Annotated in this window: 11 protein-coding genes, 1 tRNA gene and 1 pseudogene; 10 read left to right on the top strand and 3 right to left on the bottom strand. The window is 62.7% G+C overall.

Features of this window, described 5'->3' with window-relative positions; genetic code table 11:
* The first annotated feature begins 1 nt into the window (after position 1).
* The 6 genes from BMY03_RS24285 (at position 2) to BMY03_RS24310 (ending at position 3,721) form a co-directional block, all read left to right on the top strand.
* A tRNA-Glu gene (locus BMY03_RS24285) sits at positions 2-77 on the top strand.
* A 170-nt stretch (positions 78-247) separates the two neighbouring features.
* Complete coding sequence (locus tag BMY03_RS24290; protein WP_023631831.1) at positions 248-787, top strand: TetR/AcrR family transcriptional regulator; 540 nt, start codon at positions 248-250, stop codon at positions 785-787.
* 24 nt (positions 788-811) lie between these two features.
* The gene (locus tag BMY03_RS24295; RefSeq protein ID WP_038706542.1) at positions 812-1,645 is read left to right on the top strand and encodes an alpha/beta fold hydrolase; all 834 of its coding nucleotides are present in this window, start codon (positions 812-814) and stop codon (positions 1,643-1,645) included.
* Between the two features lie 44 nt (positions 1,646-1,689).
* Positions 1,690-2,124: an acyl-CoA thioesterase gene (locus BMY03_RS24300; protein WP_023632910.1), complete on the top strand. Its 435-nt coding sequence runs from the start codon at positions 1,690-1,692 to the stop codon at positions 2,122-2,124.
* A 52-nt stretch (positions 2,125-2,176) separates the two neighbouring features.
* A complete protein-coding gene (locus tag BMY03_RS24305; RefSeq protein ID WP_038706541.1) occupies positions 2,177-3,148 on the top strand; it encodes a tRNA dihydrouridine synthase in 972 nt (323 codons plus the stop codon).
* Between the two features lie 129 nt (positions 3,149-3,277).
* The gene (locus BMY03_RS24310) at positions 3,278-3,721 is read left to right on the top strand and encodes an Hsp20 family protein (protein ID WP_031315058.1); all 444 of its coding nucleotides are present in this window, start codon (positions 3,278-3,280) and stop codon (positions 3,719-3,721) included.
* A 74-nt stretch (positions 3,722-3,795) separates the two neighbouring features.
* Here BMY03_RS24310 and BMY03_RS24315 read toward each other — a convergent pair whose 3' ends face one another.
* Positions 3,796-7,092 (bottom strand): PAS domain S-box protein, encoded by a 3,297-nt coding sequence (locus BMY03_RS24315; protein ID WP_023630509.1) that lies wholly within the window; start codon positions 7,090-7,092, stop codon positions 3,796-3,798.
* Positions 7,093-7,154: 62 nt separating this feature from the next.
* Entirely contained in the window at positions 7,155-8,033 is an 879-nt protein-coding gene (locus BMY03_RS24320; RefSeq protein WP_023630510.1) for a LysR family transcriptional regulator, read from the bottom strand.
* Between the two features lie 132 nt (positions 8,034-8,165).
* Here BMY03_RS24320 and leuC point away from each other — a divergent pair, with 132 nt between their 5' ends.
* The 4 genes from leuC (at position 8,166) to asd (ending at position 12,610) form a co-directional block, all read left to right on the top strand.
* Complete coding sequence (gene leuC, locus BMY03_RS24325) at positions 8,166-9,599, top strand: 3-isopropylmalate dehydratase large subunit (RefSeq protein ID WP_094012469.1); 1,434 nt, start codon at positions 8,166-8,168, stop codon at positions 9,597-9,599.
* A complete protein-coding gene (gene leuD / locus BMY03_RS24330) occupies positions 9,596-10,237 on the top strand; it encodes a 3-isopropylmalate dehydratase small subunit (protein ID WP_094012470.1) in 642 nt (213 codons plus the stop codon). The genes leuC and leuD overlap by 4 nt, the downstream gene beginning before the upstream one ends.
* 114 nt (positions 10,238-10,351) lie before the next feature.
* Entirely contained in the window at positions 10,352-11,434 is a 1,083-nt protein-coding gene (gene leuB / locus BMY03_RS24335; RefSeq protein ID WP_023630513.1) for a 3-isopropylmalate dehydrogenase, read from the top strand.
* A 63-nt stretch (positions 11,435-11,497) separates the two neighbouring features.
* On the top strand, positions 11,498-12,610 hold the full coding sequence (gene asd / locus BMY03_RS24340) for an aspartate-semialdehyde dehydrogenase (protein WP_023630514.1): 1,113 nt from the start codon (positions 11,498-11,500) through the stop codon (positions 12,608-12,610).
* 882 nt (positions 12,611-13,492) lie between these two features.
* On the opposite strand, the pseudogene BMY03_RS24345 reads toward asd, so the two are convergent.
* Positions 13,493-13,767 (bottom strand): annotated as a pseudogene (locus tag BMY03_RS24345) (IS481 family transposase); the annotation flags it as partial.

Consider the following 13,767-nt stretch of genomic DNA (forward strand, 5'->3'; position numbering starts at 1 on the left):
AGTCCCCTTCGTCTAGTGGCCTAGGACACCGCCCTTTCACGGCGGTAACAGGGGTTCGAGTCCCCTAGGGGACGCCAATTTTTTACCTGCGTTTTGCAGGACTTATAAGGCTCATTCGCTTATTGAATGGGCCTTTTGTTTTTCTGCCTTCCAAAAAATCCAGCTGTGCCGATCAATGGCCGCAGATTCCGCTTGCCAGAAAATATTATGAGCATAATATGTCGATCATAATATTCAGAGGTGAGCCATGAGCGACAAGAAGAGCAAGACCCGCCAGCGCATCCTCGATGCGGCGCGCAGCGCGCTGGTCCAGCAAGGCCCGGCCGATCCGAGCGTAAGCCAGGTCATGGGCGCTGCGGGGCTTACGGTCGGCGGCTTCTATGCCCACTTCGATAGCAAGGACGAGCTCATGCTCGAAGCCTTCAGCCAGTTGCTGGCCGAACGCCGTGCCTTGCTCGCCCAGCTCGATCCAGCCCTTGACGGTACCGAGCGCCGGGCGTTGGTCGCGGCCTTCTACCTGTCGCGCAAGCACCGCGATACCGAGGTGCAGGCCTGCCCGATTCCCAATGCGCTGAGCGAGATGCAGCGCCTGCCCGACGCCTTCCGTGACGTGCTGGCCGAACACATCGAGCTGATGACCGCGCAAATGGTCGACCGTCCCGAGGACATCGACAAGGCGCTCGCCGATTTCGCCCTGATGGTTGGCGGCCTCGCCGTGGCCCGCGCCCTGGGCGACGGCGAGTTGTCCGACCGGATACTGCGTGCCGCCAAGTCGGCGGTGATCTGAGCAACCTGACCCTGGAGCAAGGCGATGACTACCCTGAGCTGGATTCGTGGCGTCAATGGCACCCTCGGCCACCTGGCCCCTGAACATGTCGCCGGCAAGATGCGCCGCGCCTTCATGACTCCGCGCAACCTGCCGCCCAAACCGTGGGAGCTGCCGCTGCTGGCCAGGGCCGAGCGCATAACCTTGCGCTTCGGGTTGTCGGCGTTGCGCTGGGGGCAGGGGCCGACGGTATTGCTGATGCATGGCTGGGAAGGGCGCCCCACCCAGTTTGCGGCATTGATCGAGCGGCTGGTGGACAGCGGCCATACCGTGGTGTCGCTGGAAGGGCCGGCACACGGGCGTTCGCCCGGCGAGCAGGCGCATGTGGTGGCGTTTGCCCGCGCCTTGCTCGAGGCCGCCGCCGAACTGCCGCCGCTGCGCGCGGTGATCGGACACTCGATGGGTGGCGCCAGCCTGTTGCTGGCGCTGCAGTGGGGGCTGCGCACCGATGCGGCGGTAAGCATCGCCGCTCCGGCCCGTTTGCTCGGCGTGCTGCGTGGCTTTGCCCGGCGACTGGGCTTGCCGGCGCGGGCGCGGGCCGCGTTCATCCGCCAGGTGGAGCGCGATGTCGGCGTCCAGGTGGCGCGCCTGGATGTCAGTGCCTATCAACTGGATGTGCCGGGCTTGGTGGTGCATGCCGAGGACGATCCCGTAGTGCCCGCCAGCGAGGCGCCGCTGATTCACCAGGCCTGGTTCGACAGCCGCCTGCTGCTGCTGGAGGAGGGCGGTCATCAGCGGGTGCTGGCCGATCCGCGCCTGGGCCAGGCAGTGATCGAGCTGCTCGCGCGCTCCACCGAGCGGGCGCGGCAAAGCGCCTGAGCATCCGGTACACTCTGCCCGTTCACTGAAAACCAGGAGCAGGCATGAGTTGGGATCTGGCGGCACCATTCATCATCGACCTTCGCGTCGGCAGCGAGGATATCGACGGCCTCGGCCACGCCAACAACGCCGTCTACGTCACCTGGCTGGAGCGCTGCGCCTGGCGCCATTCCCAGCGTCTGGGGCTGGACCTGGCCGAGTATCGTCGGCTGGACCGGGCCATGGCGGTGGTCCGCCATGAAATCGACTACCTCGCCGCCGCCTATGAGGACGACGAGCTGCAACTGGCCACCTGGATCATCGATTGGGACCAGCGCCTGCGCATGACCCGGCGCTTCCAGCTCAAGCGCCCGAGTGACGGCGTGACCTTGCTGCGGGCACAGACCACCTTTGCCTGCATCGAGCTGTCCAGCGGCAAGCCCAGGCGCATGCCGGCGGAATTCATCGACGGCTACGGCCCGGCGCTGACCGGCAGCTGACGGCTGGCGGAAGTTTGCTAGACTGCCGCCTTTTTCGTGGCGAGACCCTGAAATGCAAATTGCCCTGGCCCCCATGGAGGGGCTGGTCGACAACATCCTGCGCGACGTCCTGACCCGTGTGGGCGGTATCGATTGGTGCGTCACCGAGTTCATCCGCGTCTGCGACCGCCTGCTGCCGGCCTCTTCGTTCGACAAGCTGGCACCGGAGCTGCGCCAAGGCGCCCGTACCGCCGCTGGCGTGCCGATGCGCGTGCAATTGCTCGGCTCCGACCCAGTATGCCTGGCCGAGAACGCAGCGCTGGCCTGCGAGCTGGGCGCGCCGGTGATCGACCTGAATTTCGGTTGCCCGGCCAAGACCGTCAACAAATCACGGGGCGGGGCGGTGCTGCTCAAGGAGCCGGAGCTGTTGCATGCCATCGTCCGTGAAGTGCGCCGGGCGGTGCCGGCACATATCCCGGTGACCGCAAAGATGCGCCTGGGCTACGACAGCCCCGACGGTGCCCTGGACTGCGCCACGGCGCTGGCCGAGGGCGGCTCGGCGCACCTGGTGGTGCATGCGCGGACCAAGGTCGAGGGCTACAAGCCGCCCGCCCACTGGGAATGGGTGGCGCGGGTGCAGGATGTGGTCAAGGTGCCGGTGTTCGCCAATGGCGAGATCTGGACTGTCGACGACTGGCGGCGTTGTCGCGAAGTCAGCGGCGCCGAGCACATCATGCTTGGCCGCGGGCTGGTGTCGCGTCCGGATCTGGCCTTGCAGATCGCTGCGGCCCGGGATGGTATCGAGTATCAGCCGATAAGCTGGGAGGCGCTGCAGCCGCTGCTGCGCGAGTTCTGGCGCCAGGCACAGCATAAGTTGTCGCCGCGCTATGCCCCAGGGCGGATGAAGCAGTGGCTGGCGATGCTGACCCGCGGTTACCCCGAGGCGGTGGCGCTCTTCGCCGAGTTGCGTCGGGAGGATGACTGCCAGCGAATCAGCGGCTTGCTGGGGATGGAGGAGCAGGCGGCGCTAGTCTGTGTTGCCTGAGCCAACCTGGCGTAAATTTTTTCACGTTGGCCCTTGAAAGCCTTTTGCCCGGACATATCTCTTGAGTACGCGATGCCGAACTCGGGTCGCGTAGTGACTTAACTTGCTGAATCTCAGGAGTTCATGACCATGACTACCGCTTTCTCTCTCGCACCACTTTTCCGCAACTCTGTCGGTTTCGACCGTTTCAACGATCTGTTCGAAGCCGCCGCCCGTAATGAGGCCGGTAGCAGCTACCCGCCCTACAACGTGGAAAAACACGGTGATGACCACTACCGCATCGTGGTGGCCGCCGCTGGTTTCCAGGAGCAGGACCTCGATCTGCAGGTCGAAAAAGGCGTCCTCACGGTGACTGGCGGCAAGCGCGACGGCAGCAGCGAAGGCGTTACCTTCCTGCACCAGGGCATTGCCCAGCGTGCCTTCAAGCTGTCGTTCCGCCTGGCCGACCACATCGAGGTCAAGGGCGCGGGCCTGGCCAATGGATTGCTCAGCATCGAGCTGCTGCGCATCGTGCCGGAAGAAGCCAAGGCCAAGCGGATTCCGATCAACGGTGACAAGCCGGCGCTGAACTGATTTCAGCGCATGAAGAAAGGGTACCCTCGGGTGCCCTTTCTGCATTCTGTGGCGCAAGCAACTGTGTTTGGGCATCAGTAGTCCGCCGGTGCCTCCAGCAGCATCTGGCGAAACTCCGGCAATGGCAATGGGCGGCTGTGCAGGTAGCCCTGGTACAGGTGGCAGCCTTGTCGCTCAAGGAACTCCAGCTGTTCGGTGAGTTCCACCCCCTCGGCAATCACCGCGAGCTCCAGGCTGCGAGCCATGGCCACGATCGCGCGGACGATCTCGGCGTCGTTGGGGTCGACCGGTGCGTCGCGTACGAAGGTCTGATCGATCTTCAGCGCATCCACCGGCAGGCGCTTGAGATAGGTGAGCGACGAATAGCCAGTGCCGAAGTCGTCCATGGCGAAGCTCACGCCGTGACGCTTGAGTTCGCGCATCTTGCTGATGGTGTCCTCCAGGTTCTGGATGACGATGCCTTCGGTGATCTCCAGCGTGAGCATGCGCCGGGGCAGGCGGTAGTCGTCGAGGCTGCGCAGCACCCGGTCGACGAAATCGTTCTGGCGGAATTGCCGCGGGCTGATGTTGACGCACAGGCTGAAATCGTCGGCGTCGATCAGGCCATCGCCAAGCATCCGCGCACAGGCGTCGCAGGCTTCATCGAGAATCCAGCTGCCGACTTCGAGGATCAGCCCGCTTTCCTCCAGAACCTGAATGAACTGCGCCGGAGGTTGCTGGCCCAGTTGCGGATGATGCCAGCGCAGCAGCACTTCAGCGCCGACGATCCGGTTGTCGCGGGCATCGACCTGGGGCTGGAAGTGCAAGGCCAGTTCGCCGCGGGCGAGGGCCAGGCGCAAGTCGTTCTCCATGCGCAGCCGCTCACTGGCGGCCTTCTGCATGGTGGTGTGGAACAATTGCGTGGTGTTACGTCCGGAGTCCTTGGCGCGGTACAGGGCGATGTCGGCACGCTTGAGCAGGTCGGCGGGGGTGGCGCCATGGTCGGGGATCAGCGCCACGCCGATACTGGGTGTGACCTGCAGGCGCTGGCCGTCCAGCGACATCGGTTCGGCCAGCAGCTCGCGCAGGGTGTCGGCCAGTTCACGTACCTTGTTTTCCACCTGCTCGCGGCTGCCCTCCAGGCCGCTGAGCAAAACCACGAATTCGTCGCCGCCCAACCGCGCCACGGTGTCTTCCAGGCGCACACTGGCTTCGAGACGGGCGGTGATGATCTTCAACACCGTGTCGCCCACTGGGTGGCCGAGCGAGTCGTTGATGTGCTTGAAGTGGTCAAGGTCGAGGAACAGCAAGGCGCCGCGCAGGTTGTGGCGCTTGAGCAGGGCGATCTGCTGACTCAGGCGATCCATCAGCAGGGCGCGATTGGGCAGGTTGGTCAGTGGGTCGTGGTAGGCCAGGTGGCGGATCTGTGCCTGAGCGTTCTTCAACAGGCTGACATCGCGAGCGGTCAGCAGCAGGCAGTCGGTTTCGTTGAGGCTGATTGGCTCTACCGACACTTCCACAGTGAGGATATCGCCGCGCTTGTTGCGGCCGAGCATCTCCCGGTGATGCACCCGGCCGCGCTCGCGCAGTTCGTTGAGCAGGGCAGCGCGCTGTTTCTCATCGGCCCAGATGCCGATCTCGTAGACCGTGCGGCCCAGCACCTCCTCAGGCTTATAGCCGGTCAACCGGCTGAAGCCGTCGTTGACTTCCACATAGCGCCCGCTGTGGCGCTCGGTAATAGTGATGGCGTCGGGGCTGGAATGGAACGCCTTGGCGAATTTCTCCTCGCTTGCCTTGAGCGCTGCCTCGGCGCGTTGCTGCTGAGTAATGTCGCGCAGGGTGGTAACGCTGCACGGCTGGCTGTCTACGCTGATCAGGCGGCTGGAGATCACGCAGGTCAGCGGCGTGCCGTTGCGGTGATTGACCACCACCGCCACATTGCTCAGGGCCTGGTCGCGGATCACCCGCTCGATGCGCTGGGCACGTTCGGCCGACTCGGCCCACAGGCCGATTTCCTCGGCGGTGTGGCCGAGGATCTGCTCCGGGGCCCAGCCAAAGGTCTGGCTGAAGGCCGGGTTGATCTCGATGAACTGACCGCTGTCCTGGCGGGTCACGCAGATGGGGTCGGGGCTGACCTGGAACAGGCTGGCGAACTTTTCCTCTGAGGCCGTCAGACGCTGCTCGCGCTCCACCTGGTCGGTGATGTCGAGCAAAGTGCCGGCCATGCGCAGCGGGTTGCCCTGTTCGTCGCGGTATAGACGGGCGCGGCTTTCGATATAGCGCGAGGCACCGTTGTCGAGCTGTACGCGATAGGTGATCTGGTAATTGCCCGCCGGTCCTTCGCGCAGGCTGCGATAGGCTTGGCGCATGACGCTGCGTTCGTGCTCGGGCACGCCTTCGAAAAAGGCCTCGAACGATTCGTGGAAGGGCACTGGGTCCAGCCCGTGCAGTTGCGCGGCGCGGGCCGAACCGTAGAGCATGCCGCTGGGGATGTGCCAGTCCCAGGTACCCAGCTGGGCCGAGTCCAGGGCCAGATCGAGACGCTCCTGGCTGTCCTTGAGCGCCTGTTCGGCGCGTTTGCGCTCGGTGGTATCGACAAAGGTGCTGATCAGGTAGGTGCCACCTTCGAGTTCGATGCCTTGGGTACAGAGAATGCCATCGTGAATCTTGCCGTTGGTGGCGCGGAACTGCACCTCGAGGGTCAGTGGGCCGCTACCGGCGCGGGTGGCTTCCAGCACCTGGTGACGTTGCTCGGGGTTGACCCACAGGCCCAGTTCGACGCTTGTCTTGCCCACTACTTGAGCGCCCGGCCAACCGAACATGTGCTCGAAGTGCTGGTTGACCTCGATGATCAGGCCGTCATGGCGGCGAGTCAGGAGGATGGCGTTGGGGCTGAGGTGGAACAGGGTGGCGAAGCGCTTCTCCGAATGGATCAGCGCGGTTTCGCGCTCGCGCTGGCGGCTGATCTCGCGGATCACCCCGATCATCTGCGGGCGGCCATGGGGATCGTGGGTAAGGCTGCCGTTGATTTCCAGCCAGTGCACGCTGCCATCGGGCCAGCGGATGCGATGGCGCATGGCCTGCTCGACCGGTTCGCCATTGACCACGGCCTGGAACGCCTGGCGCGTCCGGGCGCGATCCTCCTCGGGCAGCAGGTCGAGGTAATCGATGTCGTTGGGCAGCGGCCGTTGCGGGTCGAAGCCGAACAGCGCCTGGGTGCCCCGCGACCAGCTCACCCGGCCACTCTCGATATCCCACAGCCAAGCCCCCAGGCGCGCGGCGTTGAGCGCGGCCAGCAACTGGGGAGCGTTCTGCCAGGCCTGTTCCGACTCCTGTGGGTCGGCCGCGGGAATACGGGGCAGGCGCGGAAAGCGGTTTGCTGATTTGGGCATCGATACCAGACCTTTGGCGGAAACGCGTCCTTGTGGAGAGAGAATGCCGTGCCTGCGACCGGTCAGGCAGCCCCGGCGTCGCTGTCGAGCAGCGCCATGAAGGCCCTGGCCGCATTCGATAGCGTGCGCTCCGTGTGCAATATGTAGCCTAGCTGGCGCGACAGCTGTATGCCGGGCAGTGCGATGGGCGCAACCTGCTCATCGAGCATAGTACGTGGCAGCACACTCCAGGCCAGGCCGATCGACACCATCATCTTGATGGTTTCCAGATAATTGGTGCTCATGGCGATATTCGGCACCAGGCCCTGGCTTTCGAACAGGCGCTGGACAATATGGTGTGTGAAGGTATTGCCGCCGGGGAACACCGCCGGGTGGCGCGCCACGTCAGCCAGGCTGACTCCGCCGTTGCTGGCCAGCGGGTGCTCCGGCGAGGCGACGAAGTCGAGGGCGTCATTCCAGACTTGAGTCGCCCTGATCAGATGGTGAGGTTCTGGGGCCAGGGTAATAACGGCAATCTCAGCGCGGCCATGGAGAATTTCATCGTAGGCAGCTTCTGAATCCATGAACTGAATATCCAGCGCTACTTCGGGGTGTTGCCGGGTGAAAGCCCGTAATACCGGGGGGAGTCGATGTAAACCGATATGGTGGCTAGTTGCCAGGGTTAGTCGACCTCCCACTTCACCCGTCAGATTGGTCAATGCGCGTCGCGTATCATCGAGCACGTTGAGGATCTGATAGGCCCTTGGCAGCAACGCGCGGCCAGCTTCGGTGAGGTTCACTTCACGGCCCAGCCGATCGAAAAGCCGCACATCCAATTGTTGTTCCAGCCCGGCGATGCGTTTACTGATAGCGGGTTGTGTCAGATGCAGACGCTCGCCGGCGCCGGAAAAACTGCCGGTTTCGGCAATGGCGATGAAGGCGCTGAGGTTGGCCAAGTCCATCTGATTTGAATTCCTGATGGTTATGCAAAGCATGAAAATTATGAATTTGAGTTATTCAATTTAACGCCATAGCATCGTCCGTACAAGCCAAGGGGTCTTTGGCATAGAAAGACGCTGATGAGGAACAGTCTGATGGCTGGTAAAACGCTCTACGACAAACTTTGGGAAGCTCATGAGGTCAAGCGCCGCGATGACGGCTCGTCCTTGATCTACATCGACCGTCATATCATCCACGAAGTGACCTCGCCCCAGGCTTTCGAAGGCCTGCGCCTGGCCAGCCGCCAGCCATGGCGCATCGATGCCAACATTGCCACCCCTGACCACAACGTGCCGACCACGCCTGAGCGTAAAGGCGGTATCGAGGCCATCGCCGACCAGGTTTCGCGCCTTCAGGTGCAGACCCTTGATGAGAACTGTGACGAATATGGCATCGTCGAATTCAAGATGAATGACGAGCGTCAGGGTATCGTGCACGTCATCAGCCCGGAGCAGGGCGCGACCTTGCCGGGCATGACCGTGGTCTGCGGTGATTCGCATACTTCCACCCATGGCGCGTTCGGTGCCCTGGCCCATGGCATCGGCACCTCCGAGGTCGAGCACGTGCTCGCCACACAGTGCCTGGTGGCCAAGAAGATGAAGAACATGCTGGTGCGCGTCGAAGGCCAATTGCCCGCCGGTGTCACCGCCAAGGACATCGTCCTCGCCGTGATCGGCAAGATCGGCACCGCCGGCGGTAACGGCCATGCCATGGAGTTTGCCGGCAGCGCGATCCGCGACTTGTCCATGGAAGGTCGCATGACCATCTGCAACATGTCCATCGAGGCCGGTGCCCGTGTGGGCTTGGTCGCGGTCGACGATACCACCGTCAACTACGTCGAGGGCCGTCCCTACGCGCCAAAGGGCGAGCAGTGGACGCAGGCCATCGAGACCTGGAAAGGATTGGTCTCTGACGCCGACGCAGTGTTCGACACCGTGGTCGAACTCGACGCCGCGCAGATCAAGCCACAGGTGAGCTGGGGCACCTCGCCGGAGATGGTGTTGGCCGTCGATCAGCGCGTGCCTGATCCGGCCGCCGAGCCCGACTTGATCAAGCGTGGCTCGATCGAGCGCGCCCTCAAGTACATGGGCTTGGCTGCGAACCAGGCGATCACCGATATCCAGCTTGACCGCGTGTTCATCGGCTCGTGCACCAACTCGCGCATCGAAGACCTGCGCGCAGCTGCTGAGATCGCCAAGGGCCGCAAGGTCGCCGCCAACATCAAGCAGGCGCTGGTGGTGCCGGGCTCGGGATTGGTCAAGGCCCAAGCGGAGCGCGAAGGGCTGGACAAGATTTTCCTCGAGGCCGGTTTCGAGTGGCGTGAACCAGGTTGCTCGATGTGCCTGGCGATGAACCCGGACCGCCTGGAAAGCGGCGAGCACTGCGCGTCCACTTCCAACCGCAACTTTGAAGGTCGCCAGGGCGCCGGTGGCCGTACCCACCTGGTCAGCCCGGCCATGGCCGCCGCCGCCGCAGTGACCGGCCACTTCATCGATGTCCGCGAGTTGATCCAAGGGAGCGCAGCATGAAAGCCTTTACCCAGCATACTGGTATTGTCGCACCTTTGGATCGAGCCAACGTCGACACCGATCAGATCATTCCCAAGCAGTTTCTCAAGTCGATCAAGCGCACTGGCTTCGGTCCCAACCTGTTCGACGAGTGGCGCTACCTTGACGTCGGCCAACCATACCAGGACAACAGCAAGCGCCCGTTGAACCAGGATTTCGTGCTCAACCATGCGCGTTACCAAGGAGCCAGCGTGTTGCTGGCGAGGGAGAACTTCGGTTGCGGCTCTAGCCGCGAGCATGCTCCGTGGGCACTCGATGAGTACGGTTTCCGCAGCGTGATCGCGCCGAGCTTCGCCGACATCTTCTTCAACAACAGCTTCAAGAATGGCCTGTTGCCGATCATTCTCGACGCCGCCGAAGTCGACGAGCTGTTCAAGCAGGTCGAGGCCAACCCGGGTTACCAGTTGACCATCGACCTCGACGCCCAGGCCGTGACCCGTCCGGACGGAAAAGTGCTGAAGTTCGAGATCGATGCATTCCGCAAGCACTGCCTGCTCAACGGCCTGGACGATATCGGCCTGACCCTGCAGGACAGCGACGCGATCAAGGCGTTCGAGGGCAAGCACCGCGCCAGCCAGCCGTGGTTGTTCCGCGATTGATCGAAGGCCTCATCACCACGCGTGGAAGCGGGCTTTCCCCGCGATGAGGTCCGTTGGACACTGAGTTTATCGGCGCGCCGACAGGGCGCGCCGCTTGATTGGATAGAGGAAAGCATGAGCAAGCAGATTCTGATTCTCCCAGGTGATGGCATCGGTCCGGAAATCATGGCCGAGGCGGTCAAGGTGCTGGAACTGGCCAACGACAAGTTCCAGCTCGGCTTCAGCCTCACCCACGACGTGATCGGTGGTGCGGCCATCGACAAGCACGGCGTGCCGCTGGCCGACGAGACCCTGGAGCGTGCGCGCCATGCTGACGCGGTTCTGCTGGGCGCCGTGGGCGGTCCGAAGTGGGACAAGATCGAGCGTGACATCCGCCCGGAGCGCGGCTTGCTGAAGATCCGTTCGCAACTGGGCCTGTTCGCCAACCTGCGCCCGGCCATCCTTTACCCGCAGTTGGCCGACGCCTCGTCGCTCAAGCCAGAGATCGTCGCTGGCCTGGACATCCTTATCGTCCGCGAGCTGACCGGCGGCATCTACTTCGGCGCGCCACGCGGCCAGCGCGAGCTGGAAGGCGGCGAGCGCCAGGCGTACGACACCCTGCCGTACAGCGAAAGCGAAGTGCGCCGCATCGCCCGCGTCGGCTTCGACATGGCCCGTGTACGCGGCAAGAAACTGTGTTCGGTGGACAAGGCCAACGTCCTGGCTTCCAGCCAGCTGTGGCGTGAAGTGGTCGAGGAAGTGGCCAAGGACTACCCGGACGTCGAGCTGAGCCACATGTACGTCGACAACGCCGCCATGCAGCTGGTGCGCGCGCCCAAGCAGTTTGACGTGGTGGTGACCGACAATATGTTCGGCGACATCCTGTCGGATGAAGCTTCCATGCTCACCGGTTCCATCGGCATGCTGCCGTCGGCGTCGCTGGATGCCGACAACAAGGGCATGTACGAGCCGTGCCACGGCTCGGCGCCGGACATCGCCGGGCAGGGCATCGCCAACCCGCTGGCGACCATTCTCTCGGTGTCGATGATGCTGCGCTACAGCTTCAACCAGACGGCCGCCGCCGAGGCGATCGAGCAGGCGGTGAGCCTGGTGCTGGACCAGGGCCTGCGCACTGGTGACATCTTCTCCGAAGGTTGCCGCAAGGTCGGTACGCAGGAAATGGGCGACGCAGTAGTCGCAGCGCTGCGGAATCTGTAATCTCTCTGGCCCGCCACCCAAAACTCCCGGTGGCGGCCCACTTTTAGCAAAGGTGTAGTTGCGATGAAACGTGTAGGTCTGATCGGTTGGCGTGGAATGGTCGGTTCCGTGCTTATGCAGCGGATGCTCGAAGAGCAGGACTTCGACCTGATCGAGCCGGTGTTCTTCACCACCTCCAATGTCGGTGGCCAAGGTCCGGCGGTGGGCAAGGACATTGCGCCGCTCAAGGATGCCTACAACATCGAAGAGCTCAAGACCCTCGACGTCATCCTCACCTGCCAGGGCGGCGACTACACCAACGAAGTATTCCCCAAGCTGCGCGAAGCCGGCTGGCAGGGTTACTGGATCGACGCGGCCTCCTCCCTGCGCATGCAGGACGACGCGGTGATCATTCTTGACCCGGTCAACCGCAAGGTCATCGACCAGCAGCTGGATGCGGGCACCAAGAACTACATCGGCGGCAACTGCACCGTCAGCCTGATGCTGATGGGGCTGGGCGGCCTGTTCGAAGCCGGCCTGGTCGAGTGGATGAGTGCCATGACCTATCAGGCGGCTTCCGGTGCCGGCGCGCAGAACATGCGTGAGCTGATCAAGCAGATGGGCGGTATTCACGCGGCGGTCGCCGACGACCTGGCCAACCCGGCCAGCGCCATCCTCGACATCGATCGCAAGGTGGCCGAGGCCATGCGTGGCGAAGGCTTCCCGACCGACAACTTCGGCGTGCCGCTGGCCGGCAGCCTGATCCCGTGGATCGACAAGGAACTGCCGAACGGCCAGAGCCGCGAAGAGTGGAAGGCCCAGGCCGAGACCAACAAGATCCTCGGGCGCTTCAAGAGCCCGATCCCGGTCGATGGCATCTGCGTGCGGATTGGCGCCATGCGTTGCCATAGCCAGGCGCTGACCATCAAGCTGAACAAGGATGTGCCTTTGGCGGATATCGAAGGCATGATCAGCCAGCACAACCCTTGGGTGAAGCTGGTGCCGAATCAGCGTGAGATCAGTATGCAGGAGCTGAGCCCTACCCAGGTGACCGGGACCCTGAACGTGCCGGTCGGGCGTTTGCGCAAGCTGAACATGGGGTCGCAGTACCTCGGGGCCTTCACCGTTGGTGACCAGTTGCTGTGGGGGGCTGCGGAGCCGCTGCGGCGGATGTTGCGGATTCTGCTGGAGCGGTGATCTGGGTGGTTTGAGTTTGGATTTTGAAGGACCCGTGTTGCGAGAGTGATGCGGGTTTTTTTATTGGTGCTAGATTGGTTGTTGGTTGTTTTGATTTTTTTATGCGCATTCATTTGAGATGTTGACGCTTATTCACCTTTCCGCCCTTACGGCGGGTCCCTTTTTGAAGGATCAAAAAGGAACCAAAAAATCCTCGCTCCATTCATCCGGCCCTCCGCTTCGCTCCGGGTTCCCTCACTCCGGCCTTGCTCCCGGGAGGACCGCGCTGAACACCCCATCCTGGGGCGCAGCGCTTGACGGGCATCCATGCCCGTCACCTCCCTCCGCAAGACCTGCGTTCGGCCTCCTGAAGTCGCGAAGTTACGGGCGGCGCCTGCACTAACGCAGCTAGTCTCTAGTTGCCATCGTGGGAACTCTAGATAAACACCGCGGGGCAAACCCGCTCCCACCATAGTTTGACTAAGTTATTCAACGTGGGAGCGGGCTTGCACCGCGATGGCGTAATGAAAAACAACATAACATCCACTAACAAACAAAAATCTCTGCTCTTGATCTGCTCTTGATCTGCTCTTGATCTGCTCTTGATCTGCTCTTGATCTGCTCTTGATCTGCTCTTGATCTGCTCTTGATCTGCTCTTGATCTTGCTTCTAAGTGCGCGATAGTTCAGGCGCCACCAATTGCGACTTCAGGAGGCCGAGTGGAGTTCTTGCGTAGTGGGGCGACGGCCATGGATGGCCGTCGAGCGCTGCGCCCCAGGATGGGGCGTACAGCGCGGTACCCACGGGAGCAAGAACGGAGCGAGGGAACCCCGGAGCGAAGCGTAGGGGCCGTATGAATGGAGCGATGTACGGATCACCCACATGGGTTACACAAAAGTTCACTCACATAGGTGACGACACCTTGAGTGTTACATAACCATCAGTGGCATCCCGCACATCGACTCTGCCAAGGATGATGGGACCGAAAATAACATCCCAGACGCCATCCCCAACCTGCTCCAGTCCAATGGTCTGGTGCTTGAGCACATAACCTACGTAGATCCTCAAGCCCCGGCGATTGATGATGCCGGAGCTATCAGCCGGCAAGCTCTCGATATGACTGGGATAGGTCATTTCGGGGAGCTTTTCAGGGAATGGGCGTGGAGATGGCTGGTAGC

It is taken from the genome of Pseudomonas soli, from assembly GCF_900110655.1.
GTDB classification, from domain to species: Bacteria; Pseudomonadota; Gammaproteobacteria; order Pseudomonadales; family Pseudomonadaceae; genus Aquipseudomonas; species Aquipseudomonas soli.